21 protein-coding genes and 2 pseudogenes are annotated in these 20627 nt (G+C 69.4%); 8 read left to right on the top strand and 15 right to left on the bottom strand.

From position 1 onward, the window contains the following. The 4 genes from ABD808_RS27275 to ABD808_RS27260 form a co-directional block, all read right to left on the bottom strand. The gene (locus ABD808_RS27275; RefSeq protein ID WP_344902131.1) at positions 1–1056 is read right to left on the bottom strand and encodes an ABC transporter substrate-binding protein; all 1056 of its coding nucleotides are present in this window, start codon (positions 1054–1056) and stop codon (positions 1–3) included. A 667-nt stretch (positions 1057–1723) separates the two neighbouring features. Further along, positions 1724–2419 (bottom strand): hypothetical protein, encoded by a 696-nt coding sequence (locus ABD808_RS27270; RefSeq protein ID WP_344902128.1) that lies wholly within the window; start codon positions 2417–2419, stop codon positions 1724–1726. A 151-nt stretch (positions 2420–2570) separates the two neighbouring features. Continuing rightward, the gene (locus ABD808_RS27265; protein ID WP_344902125.1) at positions 2571–3251 is read right to left on the bottom strand and encodes a hypothetical protein; all 681 of its coding nucleotides are present in this window, start codon (positions 3249–3251) and stop codon (positions 2571–2573) included. A gap of 232 nt (positions 3252–3483) precedes the next feature. Then, the gene (locus ABD808_RS27260; protein ID WP_344902122.1) at positions 3484–3951 is read right to left on the bottom strand and encodes an SRPBCC family protein; all 468 of its coding nucleotides are present in this window, start codon (positions 3949–3951) and stop codon (positions 3484–3486) included. 281 nt (positions 3952–4232) lie between these two features. Between ABD808_RS27260 and tgmA the strand changes: the two genes are divergently transcribed. The 3 genes from tgmA to ABD808_RS27245 are packed head-to-tail and all read left to right on the top strand — an operon-like array spanning position 4233 to position 6592. Next, positions 4233–5114 carry a putative ATP-grasp-modified RiPP gene (gene tgmA / locus ABD808_RS27255; protein ID WP_344902119.1) on the top strand — a complete coding sequence of 294 codons (882 nt, stop codon included), beginning with the start codon at positions 4233–4235 and terminating at the stop codon, positions 5112–5114. Between the two features lie 6 nt (positions 5115–5120). Beyond that, positions 5121–5453 carry an MvdC/MvdD family ATP grasp protein gene (locus ABD808_RS27250; protein ID WP_344902116.1) on the top strand — a complete coding sequence of 111 codons (333 nt, stop codon included), beginning with the start codon at positions 5121–5123 and terminating at the stop codon, positions 5451–5453. Then, complete coding sequence (locus tag ABD808_RS27245) at positions 5450–6592, top strand: methyltransferase domain-containing protein (RefSeq protein WP_344902113.1); 1143 nt, start codon at positions 5450–5452, stop codon at positions 6590–6592. The genes ABD808_RS27250 and ABD808_RS27245 overlap by 4 nt, the downstream gene beginning before the upstream one ends. A 162-nt stretch (positions 6593–6754) precedes the next feature. On the opposite strand, the gene ABD808_RS27240 is transcribed toward ABD808_RS27245, so the two are convergent. After that, positions 6755–6946 (bottom strand): DUF397 domain-containing protein, encoded by a 192-nt coding sequence (locus ABD808_RS27240; protein WP_344902110.1) that lies wholly within the window; start codon positions 6944–6946, stop codon positions 6755–6757. Then, positions 6943–7155: pseudogene (locus ABD808_RS27235) on the bottom strand (Scr1 family TA system antitoxin-like transcriptional regulator); the annotation flags it as partial. The gene ABD808_RS27240 and the pseudogene ABD808_RS27235, both read right to left, overlap by 4 nt. Positions 7156–7265: 110 nt before the next feature. On the opposite strand from ABD808_RS27235, the gene ABD808_RS27230 reads away from it, so the two are divergent. Both ABD808_RS27230 and ABD808_RS27225 read left to right on the top strand, forming a co-directional pair. Beyond that, the gene (locus tag ABD808_RS27230) at positions 7266–7574 is read left to right on the top strand and encodes a hypothetical protein (RefSeq protein ID WP_344902107.1); all 309 of its coding nucleotides are present in this window, start codon (positions 7266–7268) and stop codon (positions 7572–7574) included. Positions 7575–7817: 243 nt separating this feature from the next. Beyond that, positions 7818–8807 (top strand): helix-turn-helix domain-containing protein, encoded by a 990-nt coding sequence (locus tag ABD808_RS27225; RefSeq protein WP_344902103.1) that lies wholly within the window; start codon positions 7818–7820, stop codon positions 8805–8807. A 53-nt stretch (positions 8808–8860) separates the two neighbouring features. On the opposite strand, the gene ABD808_RS27220 is transcribed toward ABD808_RS27225, so the two are convergent. From ABD808_RS27220 to fbaA, 3 genes are all read right to left on the bottom strand, one after another. Beyond that, complete coding sequence (locus ABD808_RS27220) at positions 8861–9241, bottom strand: hypothetical protein (protein ID WP_344902100.1); 381 nt, start codon at positions 9239–9241, stop codon at positions 8861–8863. Positions 9242–9403: 162 nt separating this feature from the next. Then, the gene (locus ABD808_RS27215; RefSeq protein WP_344902097.1) at positions 9404–10975 is read right to left on the bottom strand and encodes an RNA polymerase sigma factor; all 1572 of its coding nucleotides are present in this window, start codon (positions 10973–10975) and stop codon (positions 9404–9406) included. Between the two features lie 251 nt (positions 10976–11226). After that, positions 11227–12249: a class II fructose-bisphosphate aldolase gene (gene fbaA / locus ABD808_RS27210; RefSeq protein ID WP_344902094.1), complete on the bottom strand. Its 1023-nt coding sequence runs from the start codon at positions 12247–12249 to the stop codon at positions 11227–11229. Between the two features lie 226 nt (positions 12250–12475). Here fbaA and ABD808_RS27205 point away from each other — a divergent pair, with 226 nt between their 5' ends. Next, on the top strand, positions 12476–13201 hold the full coding sequence (locus tag ABD808_RS27205) for a DedA family protein (RefSeq protein ID WP_344902091.1): 726 nt from the start codon (positions 12476–12478) through the stop codon (positions 13199–13201). An 81-nt stretch (positions 13202–13282) separates the two neighbouring features. Then, positions 13283–13678: a hypothetical protein gene (locus tag ABD808_RS27200; RefSeq protein ID WP_344902089.1), complete on the top strand. Its 396-nt coding sequence runs from the start codon at positions 13283–13285 to the stop codon at positions 13676–13678. Here ABD808_RS27200 and pyrE read toward each other — a convergent pair. Then, positions 13675–14208 (bottom strand): orotate phosphoribosyltransferase, encoded by a 534-nt coding sequence (gene pyrE / locus ABD808_RS27195; protein WP_344902086.1) that lies wholly within the window; start codon positions 14206–14208, stop codon positions 13675–13677. The genes ABD808_RS27200 and pyrE overlap by 4 nt on opposite strands. Positions 14209–14245: 37 nt before the next feature. On the opposite strand from pyrE, the gene ABD808_RS27190 reads away from it, so the two are divergent. After that, positions 14246–14758, top strand: a complete 513-nt coding sequence (locus ABD808_RS27190) for a hypothetical protein (protein WP_344902083.1) — start codon at positions 14246–14248, stop codon at positions 14756–14758. Between the two features lie 177 nt (positions 14759–14935). Here ABD808_RS27190 and ABD808_RS27185 read toward each other — a convergent pair whose 3' ends face one another. The 5 genes and pseudogenes from ABD808_RS27185 to ABD808_RS38640 all read right to left on the bottom strand — a co-directional run. Beyond that, positions 14936–15580 carry a tetratricopeptide repeat protein gene (locus ABD808_RS27185; RefSeq protein WP_344902080.1) on the bottom strand — a complete coding sequence of 215 codons (645 nt, stop codon included), beginning with the start codon at positions 15578–15580 and terminating at the stop codon, positions 14936–14938. An 80-nt stretch (positions 15581–15660) separates the two neighbouring features. Then, positions 15661–16962, bottom strand: a complete 1302-nt coding sequence (locus tag ABD808_RS27180; RefSeq protein ID WP_344902077.1) for an NYN domain-containing protein — start codon at positions 16960–16962, stop codon at positions 15661–15663. 251 nt (positions 16963–17213) lie between these two features. Further along, positions 17214–18614 carry a sigma-70 family RNA polymerase sigma factor gene (locus tag ABD808_RS27175; protein ID WP_344902074.1) on the bottom strand — a complete coding sequence of 467 codons (1401 nt, stop codon included), beginning with the start codon at positions 18612–18614 and terminating at the stop codon, positions 17214–17216. A 189-nt stretch (positions 18615–18803) separates the two neighbouring features. Then, positions 18804–20432 carry an alkaline phosphatase D family protein gene (locus ABD808_RS27170; protein WP_344902071.1) on the bottom strand — a complete coding sequence of 543 codons (1629 nt, stop codon included), beginning with the start codon at positions 20430–20432 and terminating at the stop codon, positions 18804–18806. Positions 20433–20463: 31 nt separating this feature from the next. Next, positions 20464–20622, bottom strand: a pseudogene (locus ABD808_RS38640) (reductase); the annotation flags it as partial. Between the last annotated feature and the right edge of the window lie 5 nt (positions 20623–20627).

Here is a 20627-nt window from a genome sequence, read left to right as displayed (position 1 = left end):
CTACTTGCCGATCAGCTTGTCGATCTCGGGCTGCGGCAGCGCCTGGATCGGATACGAGTCGTCCGGCTGGTCGGGCTTGGCGTACTGGCTCAGGTTCTCGTCGGTGATCTTCGGCAGCGGAACCATGATCTGGTTCGGCACCGTGGCACCGCCCGCCTTGGCCACCGCCGCCCGCAGCGCGATCACGCCGAGGTAGTTGGGCTGCGCGGTCGACAGCGACGAGAACCCGTTGGCCTTCTGCTCCTGCCAGAGCTTCAGGAACCCGTTGTAGTTCTCACCGGTGATCGGCACCATCTTCTTCTTCTGCTTGACCAGCGTCTGAAGCGCCGCCGCCGACAGCGCGCCGCCCTGCGAGAAGACGCCGTCGATGTCGGGGTTCGCCGAGTACGCCGACGCGAACGCCTGCGCGGCCGGGGCCAGGTTGTACTCGCTGTGCACGTTCGCCGCGACCTTGATGCCGGGGAACTTCTTCAGCGCCTCGTTGGCACCCTGCCAGCGCTCCTCGCTGACCGCGACGCCCGCCGGGCCGTTGAAGGCGATGATCTTGCCCTTGCCGCCGAGCTTCTGGCCGAGCCACTCGCCCATCATCCGGCCCCACTCCTTCTGGTCGGTGCCGACGCGCACGACCTTCTCGGAGGTGACCAGGCTGTCGAAGTTGACGACGGTGACGCCCGCGTTGACGGCCTGCTCCAGCGCCGGGTTCAGCGCCGTGGACGAGCCCGCGTCCACCAGGATCACGTCGTACTTCTGCTGCACCATGGCCCGGACCTGGGCGATCTGCTGGGACGTGTCGCCGTTGGCGTTGAACACCTGATAGTCGGCGATCTTGCCCTCGCCCTTGAGCTCGGCGACGTCGTCCTTGATCATCTTGTCCGTCTGCTGCATCCACGACGGGGTCAGGTAGATCGTGGACCAGCCGACCTTCAGTGCCTTGGACTTGCCACCGCCGTCGCCGGACGAGCCGTCGTCGCCCGAGTCGACGCCACATGCCGCGCTCGCGGCCAGCACGCCGAACGCCGTGATCGCCACGGCCGCGCGCGTGAACCTACCGTTCATGGGGGTACTCCTTGTGCTCTCCGGAACCCGGGACGGGCTGCGGCGATCTGGACGGGAGCCGAACCACGGATCGCGACACCGCCCGGCGCCCTCCACCGCGAACCGGCAGACCGCCCATCGAGCAAAAAACCACCCGACAGCGGACCTTTCCCGCCGGTAACCACGGAGGCTATGAGCAGGAACAAGCCCCGCGCCAGATTTGCAACACATGATTTTGCACTGCACAACACCCCCGTGACCTGCGAGGTTACCCCCAGCTCCCCACCCACGCCCCAACCCGAACCCGACCCCAACCCCACCCCGCGGAGACAGCACCGCTCGGGACTACTTTGAGCCGCACTCCACGCGGGCGACGAGGACCCGGCCGGTGGACGAGACAAACCCGGCGGCGGTGATCACTAACGGAGACACCGTCCGGAAAGCCCGAGAGTAGTGCAAACCCGCAGGTCAAAGGACCATCAGAGCACACAGCGACGACCCCGAAGCCAACGTCCCGGGGGATGGATCAACGCCGTCGGCCCTCACCCCGGAGAGACGGTGCCTGCGGCCACCGCGCGGCATGGCGCGATCGTGGACGCTCGCGGCGCACAATCCGCCGACATGGGCGTCGAACGTCCACCATCGTCATCGGTGGCCCAGGCGGGCCGGTAACAGTCGACGCGTCGAACTAGCCGGAAATCAAATGCGATCGGAGTTCCTGGTCCTTCTTGATCTGCTCAGCCCAGGTGGTGCCTGCGGGCCAGCTCCATTTGTCGTCCTTGCTGGAATAATTTATCTCCGGCGCGTCCTCGGCAGAGGCCGCGGTGAGGTCCACCAGTATGCTGTTCGCGGGGGCTTTGCGGACGACCTTTCCCTTGCTGGCATTCTCCGAGGTGAAACAGAGCAGGAGCTTCTCGACCGGCCTGAGATTCGCGGGACTCCAACCGGCGAGCGGGCTCACGCAGTAGAGACTGGAGCCGATCTTCTCATTGGCGACCGAGACCGACCCGGCAAGTCCCGTGCTGAACTTCTTCTTGGTCTGGTTGTCGATGACCACATGAGTCTTGTCGTAGCCCTCTTCGATTTTTCCGTCACCCGTTTCGCTGGTGACGATGTACCTCTCCTTGAGGTGAATATCGTAAGTGCTGTAAGAAGTAATTGGCCCGTCGCCCTTGACGGGTTCTGAGATGAATATCTGGAACGCACCGCTGACGATGATTGGACTAACCGTGTGATACTGATTCGTCGTGAACCAGACGAGCGGGTCGCTCGCGTGCGGATCGCTGACCCCGGCGGCCTTGAACCCACAGAGCGTGAATCCATGATTCTTCAGATGGGTGTAGGAGTAGTTGTCCAGAACGAGAGAGAGCTTGTAGTCAGTCACGGTTTCTCTTTCTGGGAAATGCGGGCGCCGTTCGCTGAGCGACGAGGTGTTCGGTTGATGGAGGTGGCGACCAGGGGGCCGCCACCTCCAAGGACTCACCGCGAGAGAGCGCCTGGCCCGCGCTCTCACCTGCTGGTCAGACGACCTGGCCTCAGGCGGATCCGATGAGCTTCGCCACGATGTTCTCCTTGTAGCTGATCGGGTGAACCCACGGGTCCTTCTCCGTGAACCCGCCCCACGAGTCCTTTCGGCTGTAGGTGATCTTCTTGGGGACTCCGTCGCTCAGGTCGACCAGGACACCGGCGCTGAACGCCTGGGTGATCACGGCTCCCTCGTCCCGCGCCTCCGTGGCGAAGATGAGCAGGATCTTCTCGACCGGCGTGAACTTGACCGTGCCCTTCGCGTCGATATCGGTGACGCACAGCGGCGTGAACTTGCCGGTGTTGGACGGCTTCTCGGCGATTCCTACCCTGAACTGGGTGTGCGCTTGGTCGTTGTAGATCGTGATCGGGTCCTTGGGATTCACCGACCCGGTCCTGTCGCACGACCCGTACGGGTCGCTGATCTCCAGGGTCTGCCCCATGTCGACGTCATAGGGGTTGTAGGAGACGACCGGCTTGGGCTCCGGGTCGTAGGTGGACGTGTATCCCTGGTATGCCTTGCTCCACTGGATGATGTTTGTCTTCCCGTACGTCGAATCGGTGAACCAGATGACTGGTTCGGCGTTCTTGACCGTGGTCGAGACACCCTTGAAGCCGTAGAGGACGTAACCGGCCTCACGCATTTTCTTGAAGTCCTCACCGACATCGACGGTCAGCCCGTACAAGGCCACGACACATTCCCCGCTTTCGATTTCCAGGCCCCAGATGATCGCAGGCCGTTGTGACCGGAACCCGTTGCCGAGTCCCGACGTGATGATGTGGCTGGTTCGGGAGGCTCACTCCCCAGCGACCCATCCCCGCATCGACGTCAAGACGACACAGCCGGTAGGCGGGAAATCGGTAAAATCACCCCTCGTCGTGCTTCCACTGGAACGCACGCCCGAGAGGTGTTTCGTCTGCCGCCTACGCTGGCCGCTCCACATAGGCGGCGAGGTTCGCCAGCGACGAGGCGAGACCCGTGGCATGGTCCTCCGCCGAGATGCCGTCCGGGACGTCCTCGGCGACGATGTCGACCCGCGTCCCCGCATCGACGGGCGTAAGCGCCCAGGTCATGGTCATCGTCCCGGCGAAGGCGGGATCGTCCGAGACGAAGTCGACCGCCTGCACGACCCGTACGCCCGGAACGATGTCAACGAAACGCACATCAACGACATCGGAGTCGGCGGTCGCCTTGCCCGGCGCCCCAGACGGATCGGCGTAGGTCAGCACGAGCCGATACGAACCACCGGGCCGAGGATCGAACCGCTCGAACCGCGCGGTCATCCCGCCCGGCGGCAACCACCGCACAAGCGCCTCACGATCGACGAGCGCGTCCCAGACCCGCTCGGACGACGCGGCGATCACCCGAGACGAGGCGTCAGCACATGGCATCCCGCGACGCTAACACCGAGGTAGGACACGGCCCCGGACCGGAGCCGGGCGGCACCGACCGACGTTGACGGCGCGGGATTCCGGTGCGGGTGCGTCAGACAGCGCGGGGAGCCTGCCGAAACGCGGCCTCGACGGCCCCGAGTTCGCCCATGCGCGCGGGGCCGGGTGTCCGCAACCGGCTACGCATCCTCTCGAAGTTCTGGGCATCGGGCGTTACCGTCTGACTGGATCGCCTACGGAGTGTTAAGGCGCTCGCATGCGTATGGGAGGAGTCGATCGCGATGTCCATGGTCCGGCCCTGGGGCCTTTCGCGGCGCGCCCCCTTCTCGAAGGTCAGTCCGGTTCCGTCGTACAGGATGGTCCTCGACCCCGAGTCTCAGACCGGCCTCTGCTACATGGGCGACGGCTCCGTCGTCACCGCCAAGCACAAGAAGAGCAATCGCGCCACCGAGACCAAGACCTCGCAAAACAAGGGCGACGGCGGCGACCACAAGCAGTACGACCCGGACACCGATCAGGACAGTGATGAGGACGAGCCTGTGCGCGACGAACGGCCCGTCCTGGTGCTGAGTGAGTTGGACGACGCCACCGCCGACAGTGTGATCGTGGAACTCCAGAAACGTGACGTGCCTGTCATGCGCCTCGATCCTGGCGCGGACTTCCCCACGGACGCCACGTTCACCGCCTGGCTTGATGGCAGTGGCCAGTGGACGGGTGATCTCGGGATGCCCACCAGGCGGCTCGTCCTGGGCTCGGTCAGAGCGGTCTATAGGAGGCGGCCCAGCTTGCACAAGCCGCCCCCGAACCTGGAACCGCAGGACGCGGACTTCGTTGCCGAGGAAGCTCGTCAGGGCTTCAGTGGGATCCTGGCGAACCTACCGAACCGCCTATACGTGAACCACCCGGACGCCAACCGGTCCGCCGCGTTGAAAGTCCGGCAACTTGCCGTTGCGGCAGAGCTCGGGTTTCGCGTCCCTCCTTCACTGGTCACCAACGATCCGACGCAGGCTCGAGCGTTCGCCCTCGAGCAGGGCCAGATCATCTATAAGCCGCTCACCCACGTCCGGCACGTGGGCGCCGAAGGCCCATTGACGATATGGACGCAGCCCGTCCACGCCGACGAACTGGACGAGACCATCGCGGGTACGGCTCACCTGTTTTAGGGGCTCGTGGACAAGATCGCGGACCTGCGGGTGACCATGGTGGGCAAGCAGATCTTGAGTGTCCGGACCGACTCCGATCCGCCGCAACTGGACTGGCGATACGACTATGACCGGCTGACGTACACCTGGTGCGAGACCCCACCCGAGCTGGCCGAACCTATGGCCCGCTATCTGAAGTACTTCGGCCTCGCGTTCGGCTGCTTCGACTTCGGCCTCACCGCGCGGCGTGAACCGGTGTTCTTCGAGTGCAACCCGAACGGCCAGTGGTCATGGCTCGAAGACGAGACCGAGGCGCCCATCGCGAGGGCGTTCGCCGATCTCCTCGAAGGAGGAGCATGATCACGATAGAACAGCGCATCGACAGCTTGGCGGACGCCTTGGACGCCTCCGGCGACCTCACCGATCCCGCCTGGCGACGGTCGCTGCACGCCGTTCCCCGGCATCTGTTCGTCCCTGAACGCGGCTACGCGATGCCCTGTCGTTACGAGGACGGCCCTCCGGCGCACACGATCGACAGGTCCGCCGATCCAGCCGCCTGGTGGACCGCTGTGTACTCGGACATGTCGGTCATCACCCAGCGCGATGAGGGGGCGGGCGACCCGGGCTCGGCCGAAGGGTCCGCTTCGTCCTCCAACTCCGCGCCAGGCGTGGTGTTTCCTTTCCTCGAACTCCTCGCCCCCGTCAAAGGTGAGCGGCTCCTGGACATCGGGACCGGAACCGGCTGGACTGCCGCGCTCCTCTCGGATCGGGTGGGCTCGGCGAACGTAACCAGCGTCGAGGTCGACCCGCAGGTCGCCGCGCGAGCCGCTGAGAACATCGGGGCAGCCGGATTCACACCGACGCTGATCGTCGGCGACGGTGTCGCGGGATGGCCGACCGGAGCGCCCTACGACGGCATTCACGTGACGTGCGGTGTCCGCGAGATTCCCTACGAATGGGTACGGCAACTCCGCCCCGGAGGTCGGGCCGTGCTCCCGTGGATGCCGGGGGTCGGCGGCTTCAAGGTCCTTCTCAAGGCCACCGAGAACGGAACCGCGGGGGGGACATTCCACGGCGGGGCCGGGTACATGATGCTGCGCTCCCAGCGGCCCGGCTCGGGATGGGCCAAGCATCACCCGGACGACGCCCAGGTGCGCACCAGCCGTTTGGATCCGGTCCAGGTCATGGAGGCGGAAGCCGGTGCTGACCTGGCGCTTCTCATGAACGTTCCACGCCTCGTCATGCTTCGCATGGTCAACGACAATGGCGAGAAGTCGTGCTTCCTCGCGGAAGTCGACGACCCCAGGGGTTCATGGGCGACCTGCGATTCCAGCCCAAGTGGGGGGCACACTGTCACCCAGTATGGAGACCGGAGCCTCTGGGACGAAGTAGAAACCGCGTTCCTCCAGTGGAGGGACCTCGGCAGCCCCGGCCCGGACCAGTTCAGCCTGGTCGTGGAACCGCGTGGCCAGCACCTCGAACTCGCCGCCCCCCGCTGATCACAGAACTCAGACCCTCGTCAGTCGTGGCCTCTGACACGCCGATCCTGTGCGTGCCGGACAGGCCGTCGTCGGAAGGAGAGAAGCCCAGAGGCCATCCGCTTCGAGGCAAGAGTGACCGTGAATGGTCAGCGTGGCCCCGGTCAGGGGCCGACGTCTTGGTCAGAGGTCCAGATCTCCCGCTTTGGCCTGGGTGAGCAGTTCGGCGAAGGCGGCGGGGGCGAGGGTGAGATGGCAGCCTTCCGGGTCCTTGCTGTCCCGGACGCCGACGGCGGCCGACAACTGCGCGACCTCTACACATGCGTTCTGCTCAGTTCCGCTGCGGCTCGACTTCCGCCACACGGGGTTGGTCACCGTACTGCCTCCATCAGTGAGCGAATGAGGTCCCTGGAGGGCCCCTCCATCAGTGCCTTGGCGCTGATCTGGTCGAACCTTGCGGCGAAGGTCAAGACGTCGGAGGGCGTGGAGATAAGACGTCCTCCGCCCGAAGACTCGGTGTAGCAGACCTCGCCGAAGTCTTCTCCCGTCATCAGTTGGAAGCTCCCGTTTAGCCCAGGATATGCCCCTACTTCGTACCGATCCGTCCGGCGAACGAGCTCGACGCGGCGGCGCGCGTGACCGAAGCGGCCGTGCGGGGGTCGGGGCGATGACGTAGGGGCGCGGGTGGCGGTGGATGAAACAGGACGGAGAGGTGGCCATGTGTCGCGGGGTCAGTTGGATCGCCCATGGGCGGGGCCCGTATCGAATCTTCACGTGGGACGTCCGGGCTGGGGACCGAGGGTGGAGCGGCGTCACGGACGACCGTGACGCCGCGATGCGTCACCTGCACCAGGCGCTTCGCGACAGCGAGCCGGGCGGGCAGGGGGCCATCCGCCATGTCGGCCTCGACCCGCTCGGGCGTGCCCGCTACGTGCACCTGGACACGGTCGCCGAGGCGTGGCGGGACGAGCGGACCGGAGCCGTCGTGTGGAGGGACACCTGACGCCGTGTCCCCGCCATGTGCGCTCGCTGATTCTCTTCGCGGCGGTGGCTCGCACCGGGCGACGGAGATGGCGGTTCGGAGGGCGTCGCGCGCATCCGATGGCGGATCACGACCCCGCACACCGTGCATTCGACGGAATCACCCGGGCGGGTCGTCCGAACCGGGCGTTGCCGGGCGGGCCGGATTGGTCGACAGTGGACCCCGAATCGGCGTGATCACCTTGGGTGCACGGAGGAATGCGCGATGGGACCCGACGATGCGGCACCCGCCCCCGACGATCTGGCCGACATTCCCTCTTTCAAGGCGGGCCTGCGACGGTTGAAGGCATGGTCGGGGATGTCCTACCGGGAACTGGAACGAAAGGCCGCCGCGGCCGGGGAGCCGCTCCCGGCGACCACCATCGCGGACATGCTCAGCGCCACCCGTCCCCGCATGCCCCGGGAAGGGCAGGTCCGGGCACTGGTCCGCGCGTGCGGGTGCGGCGAGGACGAGGCCGACGCCTGGGTCAGGGCCCGCCGCCGCATCGTGATGACCGAGGCCCCGCTGCCGGACGGCCGTCCCTCCGCGTCCGAGGGCGGCCGGGATTCCGCCGTGAGCGCCCCCACGGCCCCCCACGATCCCGCCGAGCCGGTGACGGTCCCCCCGGAGGGGCGCCGCCGGGGACCCGCGATCATCGGATCGCTGGCCGTCTGCGGGATCATGCTGCTCGTCTCGGCCGGTGCGCCCCGCGTGGCACCGGCGCTCGACGGCAGGGTCGGATTCCCGGCCGCCCACGCGACCGCGCCCGGCCTTCCGGCGTCAGGGCCGTACCGCATCCGTGCCGCACGGTCCGGCCTGTGCCTGTCCGAACGCCGCCGCGACACCAGCGGCCTCGTTCTGCTGGCGCCGTGTGAACGGGCCTTCCCACCGAGGTCCCTGGAGCGTCGCGCGGCCGACCGCTACCGCATCACCACCGACCACCCCGAGTTCGGTCCGGGCTGCATGGGCATCGCCAAGGGACGGACGATTCCCGGCCCGTACGTGTTCGACGACTACTGCGGAGAGACGAACGCGGGAGCGGAGGACTTCCTGCTGACGCCCGTCGAGAACCCGATATCCGGCTACACGATCCGGGTCGTCGCCACCGGTCTCTGCCTCGGGTCGCCCCGGGACGCGACGCGCGAGGGCGCGCCGCTCTACCAGATGGCGTGCGACAACAGCGTCCGCCAGGTGTTCACCGTGGAGGCGCTGTAGCGACGTCCGGCCGGGCGGGGCCGCCCCCTGTGGGACGGCCCCGCGGTCGGTGATCAGCAGGTGGGAATGCCCGAGCTGACGCCGTCGACGTTTCCGGAGTAGATCCAGCCCGCGTCCCAGCCGTCCACGTCCGGGCGGACGAAGTACCAGGTGTTGTGGGAGCTGTTGACGGTCTTGCACCAGGCCCACAGCTTCTGTCCGGTGGGCATGTCGGTCCAACCGATCCAGTCGCAGACCGCGGCCGGGCCGGTCCGCAGCCGGATCGGCTTGTCCGTCCGCATCGACCCGGGCCCGTTGGTGCGCGGGCTCCAGTCACAGTTGGGGGCCGCGGCCCGAGGCGGCGAGGACACGGTGTCCGCCTGTGCGACGCCGGTGAGCGAAGCCGCCGCGATCAGCGCCGTCGCCGCGAGCGCGGTCATGGGAGCCAGTCTCATGGTTTCTCCTCCGAGTAACCGGATTGAGTGATGGCCCGACCTTTGATCACGCCGAGCGGAGGGGGCAACAGGATGGGCCGTTCGACGTCGTCCGGGGTCGTCCGCATCTGTACGCGGACGCCGTCGGCGCAGGTCAGCCGTCCTCGCGGACGCGTCGGCCGGTCAGAGGACGCTGGCGCCCCACTCGACCGGGATCGTCTGCGGCGTGCCCGTCGAGTCGGTGAAGGTGAGCGTGCCCTTGCCGGGGAGGCCGATGACGGCCGTGCGGAGGGTGAGCGTCAGCCGGGTCGTCCCGTTGGCGGGCATGTCGCCCTTCGTCTCGGACAGGACGAGCTTGTCGGTCGAGGTCATCGCCGTCCACGTCACCGGGCCGCTCTTGGCTGCGAGGCTGACCTCGGTCGTCTTCGTCCCGACGAGCCGCACCTTCGTCGGGCCGACGACCAGGACGCCGGGAGGACGGGGCGTCGAGGACGACGGCGGCGCCGAGCTGGCCGGGGCCTTCGGGGTCTTCCCGCCCGTCCCGGGACCGGCGGGGGCGTGGCCCGGCCCCCCCGTCCCGCCGCCGGGTCCGTGGGACGGCGGACGGTCGTGCCCCGGCCCCTGCTGCGGCGACTCGTGCGTGATGGACGGCTGCGGGTTCGCGTGGAACGGCGGCCAGGCGAGCGGGTCGCCCTTGATGCCGGGGCCCATGGCGAACACGGCGGCGAGCGCGGCGGCCAGCGCGCTCGCCATGCCCCCGACCGTGAGCAGCCACCGGCGGGTGAACGGCGAGGCCACGTCCGGCTGGCTCGGCAGGCCCGCCGGGGTGAGGGCGCCGCCGCGCGCGGCGATGTCGGCGCGGTGCCCGGCGAGTTCCGGGTCCGTCGCGGTGTGCATGACGCGGTGCCGCAGCGCCGCGGGCAGCACCGGGGCGGGCGCCCGCCGCAGCAGCGCCGTCGCGGTCACCCGGCCGCGACGGGCGCAGGCGGGACAGTCGGCGGCGTGCCGCTGCGTGGTGGTGTCACCGCCGGGCCCGCGCGGCCGGTCCGTGGGCGGCGGCGCGGACGGCTCGTCGCGCCGGGCCGGGGGACGGGCCGCCAGGACGGCGACCGCCGTCGACCGCGGCTCCTCCGGGACGTCCTCGGGCTCCGCCGCCGCGGCGCAGGCCCGGTTGGCGCGGTCGATCTCCTTCTGCAACGCGGACTCCAGCTCGGTCCGCCCCCGGCACACCCGCAGCGCGGCCCGCCGGGACGACAGGCCGAGCGCCGCGCCGAGCCGCGCGGGCCGCAGCCCATGGCGCACCGCCAGGACCATGATCTCCTGCTCGACGGGCTCAAGGCGGGACAGGCACGCGCGCAGCAGGCCGTGCAGCTCGTCCAGGGGCGGCCAGTCGGGCGCCGGGTCGTCCTGTTCCGAACGGTCCAGGAACGGGGTGTCGGTGAAGTCGGCGTCCCGGTCCCAGAAGGGGGTGTCGGCGCGTCCGCGCCGGATGCAGCGGCGCCGGGCCGCGCCGTACAGCCAGGAGCTCAGCTGGAGGTGGTCGCGCATCCGGGGCGCGCGGCGGCCCGCGTCGATGAACGTGTCGTGCACGATGTCCGCCGCGACTTTCTCATCACCGGACATTGACAGCACGTAGTCATAAAGGCGCTCACCGTACTCGTCGTAGAGCGCCGCGAGGGCCGTGTCGTCACCGTCGTGCAGTCCCTTGACCAGCGCCCGGTCGGACGTGGGTGCGGAAGGGGACAACCTGGGCATTCACGCTCCCGGGACCGGCATGAGATGTCCATCCACAGGGGGATCGTCCGGACAATCGGCCCACCTTGCATACACCCCCGAACCCCGTCCGCACCACCTGAAGAGCAGAAGTCGGCAATAACCTGAACCCAGGGTGATAATCCGTTTCGCTCCGTGATCAGAACGCCATGACTCGGCGTCAGAATCGAGTCAGCGTCCGCCCGCCGGGCAGGCGCGTCGCGCGCGCCCGCCCGTGTCCGCCGATCAGTGGTTCACTTCAGTTTCTCGCCCGCCGAGTGGAGGTGCTCGCACGCCTCGACGACACGCGCGGCCATCGCCGTCTCGGCCGCCTTGCCCCACGAGCGCGGGTCGTACTGCTTCTTGTTGCCGACCTCGCCGTCCACCTTCAGCACGCCCTCGTAATTGCGGAGCATGTGGTCGGCGACCGGACGGGTGAACGCGTACTGCGTGTCGGTGTCGATGTTCATCTTGACGACGCCGTACGTCACCGCCTCCCGGATCTCCTCGGGCGTGGAGCCCGAGCCGCCGTGGAAGACCAGGTCGAACGGCCGCTCCTTGCCGTACTTGGCGCCGACGGCGTCCTGGATCTCCTTGAGCACCTCGGGACGCAGCTTGACCGACCCGGGCTTGTACACGCCGTGCACGTTCCCGAACGTGGCCGCGAGGATGTAGCGGCCCTTCTCGCCGATGCCGACGGCCTCGGCGGTGGCGAGCGCGTCGCCCGGCGTCGTGTAGAGCTTCTCGTTGATCTCGTTGGCGACGCCGTCCTCCTCGCCGCCGACCACGCCGATCTCCATCTCCATGACGATCCGGGCCTTGGCGCACTCGTCCAGCAGCTCGGCGGCGATCCGCAGGTTCTCGTGCAGCTCGACGGCGGACCCGTCCCACATGTGGGACTGGAACAGCGGCTCCTCGCCGCGCGCCACCCGCTCCTGCGAGATCTTGATCAGCGGACGCATGAAGCCGTCCAGCTTGTCCTTCGGGCAGTGGTCGGTGTGCAGGGCGATGTTCACCGGGTACTTGGCGGCCACGACCCGGGCGTAGTCGGCGAGCGCGGTCGCGCCCACGACCATGTCCTTGACCGTGGAACCGGACAGGTACTCGGCCCCGCCGGTGGACACCTGCACGATCCCGTCGCTCTCGGCCTCGGCGAAGCCGCGCAGCGCGGCGTTCAGCGTCTGGCTGGACGTCACGTTGATCGCCGGGAACGCGAAGCCGTCCCGCTTCGCTCGGTCGAGCATCTCCCCGTAGACCTCGGGCGTCGCTATGGGCATTGGTCAGCGTCCTTTCATCCGCAGGTGAACCTCTTCGTCCGGTCTGCCACCACCGTGGCACCGGAGGTGAAAAGTTCAGATGTGCCGCCGGGCGTCCAGCGGGCCGTCGCACCCGGACGTCCGCCTACCCCAGGCGAGCGCCCGGTCACACGGTTTCCCGGTCGGGCTTGCCGTCCACGCCCAGTATCCCGCCTAATCGCAGCGTGGGGAAAGGTACGCTCGCGGTGTGGATCTCGCGACCCTTCCTCTCAACGTGACCGAGTGGCTCCATCCGGAGGCATGGCTCCAACTGTTCGGCACGTTCGCCACGGTCGGCGTGCTCGTCATCATCTTCGCTGAGACCGGACTGCTGTTCGGCTGCATCCTGCCCGGCGACTCGCTGCTGTTCACGGCGGGGATCCTCACGGCGGTCTCGACGATCAACGGGGAGGAGTTCCAGCCGCTGCCGCTGCCGTGGCTGCTGGTCGGCGGTCCCATCGCGGCCATCGCCGGTGCCCAGCTGGGTCATCTCCTCGGCGCGCGCTACGGCCGCAAGCTGTTCGACCGTCCCGACTCCAGGATCTTCAGACAGGAGTGGGTGGAGAAGGCCGAGTACTACTTCACCCGTTTCGGCCCGGCCAAAGCAGTAGTTCTGGCCAGATTCATCCCGATCGTCCGGACGTTCCTGAACCCGCTCGCCGGGATGCTCGGCATGGACCGGCGCAAGTTCTTCGTCTGGAACTGCGTCGGCGCGATCCTCTGGACGGACACCCTCTTCCTGCTCGGTCACTTCCTCGGTTCCGAGGTCCCCGACGTCGAGCGGTACATCCTTCCGGGGGTCGCCGTGATCCTCGTTCTGTCGGTCATCCCGATCGTCCGGGAAGTCCTGAAAGGGCGCAAGGCGGACCGTGGTCCGAATAAGAATGGGCCCGAAGAGTCCCGTCCGTCGCTCAGCGGTGACAGTTATCGCTAACCTCCCCATGTGGGACGTCATCGGTCGGACCCTAGGGGTCTCGCGCGCATACTGATCGCGGCTTTGGCCGTGGTCGCAGCCTTGGCACTTCTCATCGGCGGCGGCGTGGCTCTGGTCAACGCGGTGACCGGTGAGCCGGAGAACAGCGGGCCGTCCGTCGGCGCGCCGTCAGTGGACGACTCAGGCGGCGGGGGAGACCCGTCGCCGAACGCCACGAGCCCGGATCCAGCGATATCGCCGCTGGTCATCAAGGTGATCGGCCCCGCGACGAGCGTGGTGGTCCGGGTCGCCGAGACCGGCGGCAAGGTCCTCACCCAGGGCACCCTCGACACGGGCGAGACCCGCAAGTACGACGAGACGCCCCTCCAGGTGGTCGCGACGAACGGCGGTTCGCTGAAGGTCGTCATCTACGGCAGGGTGCAACCGGCCAAGCCCGACGGGCGGCGCGGCGACTGGTTCGTGAAGACCCGAGGCTAGAGACCGAGGTCGGCCACGTCGTAGGGGTGCCGGTACACGAGCCCCTCCTCGGCGATGCGCCCGGCGGCGCCGCGCTCCAGGATCGTCGCGACCGCCACGACCTCCGCGCCCGCCTCGCGCAACGCCTCCACCGCGGTGAGGACGGACCCGCCGGTCGTCGACGTGTCCTCCACGGCGAGCACCCTGCGTCCCGCCACGTCCGGCCCCTCGATGCGACGCTGCAACCCGTGCGCCTTGCCTTCCTTCCGCACGACGAAGGCGTCCAGCGCCCGCCCACGTGCCGCCGCCGCGTGCAACATGGCCGTCGCCACCGGATCGGCGCCGAGCGTCAGCCCCCCGACCGCGTCGTAGTCGAGGTCGGCGGTCTCGTCCAACATCACCCGCCCCACCAGCGGCGCCGCGGCACCGTCCAGCGTCACCCTCCGCAGGTCCACGTACCACGACGCCCGCCGCCCCGAAGACAACACGAAGTCCCCGTGCACGACGGCCTTGTCCTTGATCTGCCGCAGCAGCTCATCACGATCGCTCACAGGAAGAACCCTATTGGGACCGTGTACGGTGCCCGCCATGACGCCGGGAACTCTGGTCCTCCTGCACGAGCCGAACGCCACCGCCGCCGCCTGGGGCGACCTCCCCGAAGCTCTCCGCTCCTACGGCGTCCACGTGATAACCCCCGACGTCCCCGACGCGACCGGCCCCCGCTACATAGCCCGCGCCTCCCTGACCATCACCGCGACGGACCCAGAACCACCCCTGACCCTCGCCGCCCACGGCACCGCAGGCCCCCTCCTCCCCGGCATAGCCCTGGCCCAACGCGCCGCCCACCGCCCCATAGCGGGCTACGTCTTCATCGACGCCGACCTCCCCCGCCCCCAGGACCAGACCGAGAACGACCTCCCCATGCCCCCAGATTGGCCGGAGGCGCCCTGCGCCTACCTCCGAACCCACCGGGACCGCTCCGCCCCCACAAACCACGACCAGGCCCTAAGAGAGGCCCGCCTACGCACCTGGCCCACCACAGACCAAGAACCCCCAACCACAATCCCCCAAGCCCTGAGAAACCTTCTTACGGCCCTCTAAAACCCCAGCCACAGTCACGGGTTGTGCGGCGGGAGGCGCCCCCGGCGCCGGAGGTCGCACGACCCGCCGACGCAGGCGACCGCAGCGACGCACAGAAACCGCGACAGGCAAAGAGACCTCAACAGCGGCGTGAGGATCGCCTGCGTCGCGCGGGGGGTCTAGGGGGGTCGCCCCCCTCTAATTTTTGAGCAGATCATCCAACAGGGCGTCGTAGTCGTCTTCGCCTCGGCCCAGGTCTATGCGGGCTCGGTAGCGGAGGCGGAGGAGGGCTTCGAGGCTGTCCTCGGCGATGGCGACGTCGTCGGGGCCGGGGGTGAGGGTGTCGGCCTCGGAGGCCGGGGGTTCGTCGGGGCCGCCGCCGATGCCGGTGCCGACGGCGCGGTCGCGGAGGGCGAGGATGACGTCGGCGCCGCTGGTGGCCCACTCGTGGGCGCCGGTCGCGTCGCCCTGGGCGTAGAGGACCTCGGCGACGGTGCGGTAGACCTCGGGGTCGCTGGGGCGGTCGGCGCGGATCTGTTCGACGAGGGTGCGGGCCTCGTCGGCGCGGTCCAACTCGAACAGCGCGTCGGCGAGGTAGGCGCGGGCGTCGCCGTAGGTGTCGCCGCCGTCGTCGAGGGCCTTGCGGTACAGCTCGGCGGCCCTGCCGTGGTCGCCCGCGTGCTGCCACTGTTCGCCCGCGCGCAGCAGGACGTTGGCGCGTGACACTCCGCCGGACACCGACTCGGCCAGCTCGGACAGCCGCCTGGCCGCCGAGATGTGATCGCCGGTGCGCAGGGTGTCGAACTCCAGGTCGTCGAGATCGTCTTCCGTCACATGCGTCACGCTTCAACGCTACCCGCCGCCGCGCGACCGAAGCGGGCGAATCACTGATGATCGTGGAATACCGGTGCGTATCTGTCGCTTTACCTGCGGGAACGTTCTAGGGCGTCCCAGAATCCGCGGCGCAGCGCATGGCGGACCTCGTCGTGCAGCAGGAAGTCGATCGGAAGTGAGGAGCCCTGGAGGAGGCGGGCCTCAAGGTCGGACGGCATGCGCGGTTTGCGGGCCAGGACGGCCTCCAGCCACAGCGCGGGCGCGTCCCTGGCGACGGACTCGCCGAAGTCCTGGCCCTCCTGGTGGGCGGCCTTGACGGCGTCCGCGAGGGTCGGGGCGTTCTGCTGGACGGGGGCGGGCGAGATCTGCTGGGGGCCGGTGTAGGGGCCGTGCGGGCGGCTGTCCGGCTGGATCGTCTGCGGCGGTGGCGGCGGGGACGGAGCCGGGACGGGCGACGGGTTGTACTGGCTCTGCGGCGGCGCGGGCATGGGCGACTGGGTACTGGACGGCCCGGGCGCCGACGTGGGTTGCAGCGGCGACTGCCGTCCGCCCGTCCCGTAGGACGGCAAGGACGTGGAGCCGCCGGGCAGTGACATCGGGCCGGTGGGGCCGCCGCCGGTCGGCCCGGGGTCGCCGAGGATCGGGACGCCGCCGAAGCTGGTGCCGCCGCCCATGGCGGGGCCGAGGTCGCGGACGGCCGGGCTCGGCACCGGCGGCTGTCCGCCGATCGGGGACGCGGGCGGCGGGCCGTGGTGCGCGGCGGGCTGGAGCGTGCCGAGGGTGCCGCCGTGGCCGTTCGGGCCGTGCCCGTTGGACAGCGGCCCGGCCGACGAGGCGGCGGCCGCGGCGTCGGCCCCGGCGAGGATGTTGACGTAGGGCCGCAGGTGTCCCGAGCTGATCTCGATGAGGTCGTCGCATTCCTGCCGCAGCGTCCTGGAGATGGTCCAGTTGCCGTCGACGGCGACGTGCACGATGGTGACGCGGACGCCGAAGTCCTGGGCGTCGGCGACGACGCGGGCGAGGTCCTCGTCGCCGCTGACCAGGACGGCGTCGGTGAGCGCGCCGTTGCGGGCGAGGGTCATCAGGTCGCGGTGGATCTCGGTGTCGACGCCCTCGCGGCGGCCGGGACGGATCTGGTTGATCCGCAGCTTGAGCCCGGGCAGGTCGGCGAGCGCGTCGTGTTCGGGGGAGCGACGGCCCTCGACGGTCGCCTCGTACCAGTAGCAGCGCAGCAACGGCATGCCGGTGCGTTCTCTGGCCAGGTTTCCGAGGAGTTGGAGGAGACCGCCGAAGTCCCACGAGACGGTCTCGCGGTGGCGGGTGCCGTGCACCGCCATCGCACCGTCGGCCAGCAGGTAGCCGGCGTCTACGAACAGCGCGCAGCGATCCATGCGACACCGCCCTTCCTCAACATGGGAGCTCACGGCATGCCCATCCGGCGAAGTGTCCCGGGCCGCCTATAGCGTAGTGAAGCGCGTCAACCCGGTAGGCCAATACGGCGATTCGCCACTCTTTCACGACAAGCCGCCGGTTGGCGACTCCCCGGTAACAAGATTCGCCACCCGCGGCGGACGCTATCAGCCGTTCCCGTCCTCCCTTCGCCTTCCCCATGATCTTTACGGGAACAATCAGGTCCAGGGGTTCAGTGCCGGGGTCCCCACGACCTGGCCTTCAACCGCCCGTGGCCACCGGTCCAGGTCATGGGGCGCTGGACGTGCGTCGGCACGCTCCGGGGCCATCCGCGCGGCACGTCGTGCGCCCGGATCCTCACGTGCACCTTCGCCCTGACACGGACCTTCCGTGGGACGTCCGCGCGCACCTTTGCCCGGACGTCGACGTGGTGCCATGCCGTCTCCACCTCGATGTGGATCTGGATCCCTTGGAAGTCTGCCGGTGGCACGGCGCGCGGTGGGTCAAGCCGTGGCTTCTTGACCGGCCTTTCCCGGTGCGGTTCGTGAACCGGGGCGGGACGCGGTTTCGAGGGCGGCGCGGGCGCCGGGGGCGAAGGAGCGGGCGGTCGCGGGGTCGCGGGCGGCGGGGCCACGGGTCGGACGGCGACCGGCGGCCGGGGCGCGGGCCGCATCGGCTCCTTGTCGGAGACCAGCATGAACGCCAGGGCGACGGCGGCCGCCACCACGACCGCCGTTCCGCCCGCGAGCGCCTGCTGCTGCCGCTTCGGGACGCGCCTGATCGCCCGCCGCACCGCGCCGCCGGACTTGCTCGCCGTCGCGTAGCGCGCCGCCGAGGCCCCCACGACGAGCGGGCCGAGGATGCCGCCGATCTTTCCGTTGAGGTCGATCAACTCGGCGTGGACGCCCTTACATCGCTTGCAGTCGGCCAGGTGGCGCCTCACCTTGTGGGAGTCGCGCTGGGCCAGCGCTCCCCGCACGTACTGGCTGAGCTTCTCCAGCGCCGGACGGCAGGCGTCGTCGGGGGCGATGTCGCGCAGGTGCATCGTCAGGTAGGCCTGGCGCAGCCCCTCGCGGGCCCGGTAGGCGAGCGCGGCTACGCCGTTCGCGGTGAGGCCGAGCAGGGGGGCGATCTGGGCGGGCCGCTCGTTCTCGACCTCGGTGTGCCAGAGCACCGTCCGCCACCGTTCGGGCAGCGACAGGTACGCCCTGGCGGCCATCGAGAGTTCCAGCTCGGCGATAGCCGGGTCCTCGAACGGGACGCCGGGGTCGTAGCTCTCGATCGTGTCGGTGGGCTGGACGCGGCGGTCGGCGCGCCGCCGGTCGTACACGGCCCGCCGGACGACCGTGAGCAGGTAGGGGCGGAACGCGACGTCGGGCCCGCCGCCGCTCCGCATGATGGTGAGGACCTTGGTGAAGGCGTCCTGGACGGCGTCGTCGGCGCCGTTGCGCCCGGCGAGCTGGTGGGCGAGGCCGCGCGCGGCGGCCAGATGCCGTTCGTAGAGGATCCCGTAGGCGGCGACGTCGCCCGCGCGCACCCGGGCGATCAGCTCCGCGTCGCCGGGCTCCCGGGGGGAGGGTTCGGGCGGGGCTGGGTCGTCCATGGCGTCGTCGTGGCCGGTGGGAGGCTCCATGTTAGCTCATTGTGACGGATTGGCCACGAATCGTCGCCCACTTTGGTCACAGTCGCAGAATTTCGCGGGAACCGCGTCATGCCGCAGGTCGCGCCGTCGTCAGGAGAGTGGGGCGGTACCGGGGCGGGCCGTCCCACGCGGGGTGCGTTCGTTCCGGCGAGGGGGTGGAATGAACGCACCCCGCGCATGTCAACCGGTGATGGTGGCGCGGCCCATCTCGCCGAGCGTGCCGCCGTCCCGGGGCGACTCCCAGCGCACGTCGCAGTCGCGTCCCGACAGCCGGACCGTCGCGATGGCGTTGTCGAACCAGGGCCCGTCCGTCATCCGCCACCGGATCGGCGGGGCGGGCACCTTCGACATCTTCGCCAGCGCGCGGAACGGCCAGCCCGCCGCCCGCGAGTAGGCGACGCGGTTGGCCAGGCGGAACTTGCCGATCAGCGGGTTCCGCAGGGGCGAGCAGACGATCTGCGACACCTTCGACTCGGTGCCCGGCCGGGTGACCCGCGCCAGGTACGAGTAGTGGATGTCGCCGGACAGGAACGAGATGCTGGCCGGTGCGGGGCCGCGTTCACCGCGTCCGACGGCGACGACCCCGGCGGCCACCTGGCGGAAGGACCGCTCGAACGCGGCCCAGTGCTCCAGGTCGGCCGCCTGCCTGACCTTCTCGCCGAGCCCCGCCATGCCCGTGCCCCAGGCGCCGCCCGCCATCGCCTCGTTCCACGACTCCGCGTGGTGGATCGCCATCGGCAGCAGGTAGGGCAGGGAACTCGCGATGAGCAGATGGTCCATGCCGCCCTGGCACTGCTCGTCCAGCCAGCGGAACTCGTCGTCGTCCAGCATGCCGCGCCGTTCGGCGGTGAGGAGCCGGGAGCAGCGGCTGTCGACGACGATCAGCCGGGTCGCGCCCCAGTCGTGCGCGTAGCTCCACCGGGTGCTGGCCGGTTCCTTGTCGGCCCTCTCGGCGAACTCGTCGAGCACGGCGCCCGCGTCGCCGGTGCCGTCGGACGCGTCCCGCACCGCCTTGAAGACGGGGTCGGACGCCCGGTCCCGCGGCGACATGTTCCCGAGATGCTGGTAGATCCAGTACGAGCCGATCCCGCCGGTGATGCGGGCCTTCCACCAGGGCTGCGCCCACATCTCCTGGCGCCACGTGAACGAGGTGTTCCAGTCGTCGCGAATGTCGTGGTCGTCGAAGATCGTGAACGTGGGGACGGTGGACAGCAGCCACCGCACCTCCGGATCGTCGTGCCAGGCCAGTTTGTACAGGTGCGTGTAGTCCTCGAAGTCGGCGGCCTCGTCGTCCGGCGGCGCGCCGGGCGCGCGGCGGCTCCGGATGAACTCGCGCATCGCGTCGCTCAGCTCGTCGGCGTACACCTGGTCGCCGACCATCAGCAGGATGTCGGGCCAGGCGACCGAGTCGCCGCCGTCGCGCAGCCGCCGCGCGAACGCGGTGAGCGCGTCGTGTCCGAACCGTTCGACGGTGCCGGGCGAGCGGCGGCACGACCCGAACGAGATCCGCAGGTCGCCGTCCGGGTCGAGGGTCCTGAGCTGGGACGGCGGGAACTCGCTTCCCGACTCCGGCCAGACGGTCTCGCCGTCGACGACGACCTCGTACGGCACCCGGGCGCCCGGTTCGAGACCGTCGATCTCGATGAGCGCGTAATGGTGGCCGTGCGCGGTGAACGTGCGGGCGCCCGAGTCCAGCCCGCGCTCCGCGTTGACGACCCTGACCTCGCACGGACGGTCGGTCTCCACCCAGATCGTCGCGGTGCGGTGACTCACATGCCGGAGATGCGGTCCGAGAACCAAAGCGGTCATATGGGTCTCTCTAGCGGACGGGGGCCCATCGCGTCCACCGAAGCGGCACCCGGACGCAGGTTTCGAGCAACTCCCCCGTCGTGGTGTGACGCGGCGGGCTGATCAGGTCGCGCGGGCCGGGCGCCAGCACTTTGCCGCCCCGGGCCATGCGCGTCAGCCACCACGGGAGCCGTCCGATGTTCTCGTACGGTCTGT

Source organism: Actinomadura meridiana, assembly GCF_039537545.1.
Lineage (GTDB): Bacteria > Actinomycetota > Actinomycetes > Streptosporangiales > Streptosporangiaceae > Spirillospora > Spirillospora meridiana.
The sequence above is the reverse complement of the archived record's forward strand: the minus strand, read 5'-3'. Positions and strand labels throughout refer to the sequence as shown.

Bases quoted from the DNA above. Each gene is read 5' to 3' on its own strand.
- ABD808_RS27275 (WP_344902131.1), bottom strand. From the start codon at position 1,056: ATGAACGGTAGGTTCACGCGCGCGGCCGTGGCGATCACGGCGTTCGGC.
- ABD808_RS27260 (WP_344902122.1), bottom strand. From the start codon at position 3,951: ATGCCATGTGCTGACGCCTCGTCTCGGGTGATCGCCGCGTCGTCCGAG.
- tgmA (WP_344902119.1), top strand. From the start codon at position 4,233: ATGTCCATGGTCCGGCCCTGGGGCCTTTCGCGGCGCGCCCCCTTCTCG.
- ABD808_RS27245 (WP_344902113.1), top strand. From the start codon at position 5,450: ATGATCACGATAGAACAGCGCATCGACAGCTTGGCGGACGCCTTGGAC.
- ABD808_RS27230 (WP_344902107.1), top strand. From the start codon at position 7,266: ATGAAACAGGACGGAGAGGTGGCCATGTGTCGCGGGGTCAGTTGGATC.
- ABD808_RS27225 (WP_344902103.1), top strand. From the start codon at position 7,818: ATGGGACCCGACGATGCGGCACCCGCCCCCGACGATCTGGCCGACATT.
- ABD808_RS27220 (WP_344902100.1), bottom strand. From the start codon at position 9,241: ATGAGACTGGCTCCCATGACCGCGCTCGCGGCGACGGCGCTGATCGCG.
- ABD808_RS27215 (WP_344902097.1), bottom strand. From the start codon at position 10,975: ATGCCCAGGTTGTCCCCTTCCGCACCCACGTCCGACCGGGCGCTGGTC.
- fbaA (WP_344902094.1), bottom strand. From the start codon at position 12,249: ATGCCCATAGCGACGCCCGAGGTCTACGGGGAGATGCTCGACCGAGCG.
- ABD808_RS27190 (WP_344902083.1), top strand. From the start codon at position 14,246: ATGACGCCGGGAACTCTGGTCCTCCTGCACGAGCCGAACGCCACCGCC.
- ABD808_RS27180 (WP_344902077.1), bottom strand. From the start codon at position 16,962: ATGGATCGCTGCGCGCTGTTCGTAGACGCCGGCTACCTGCTGGCCGAC.
- ABD808_RS27175 (WP_344902074.1), bottom strand. From the start codon at position 18,614: ATGGAGCCTCCCACCGGCCACGACGACGCCATGGACGACCCAGCCCCG.
- ABD808_RS27170 (WP_344902071.1), bottom strand. From the start codon at position 20,432: ATGACCGCTTTGGTTCTCGGACCGCATCTCCGGCATGTGAGTCACCGC.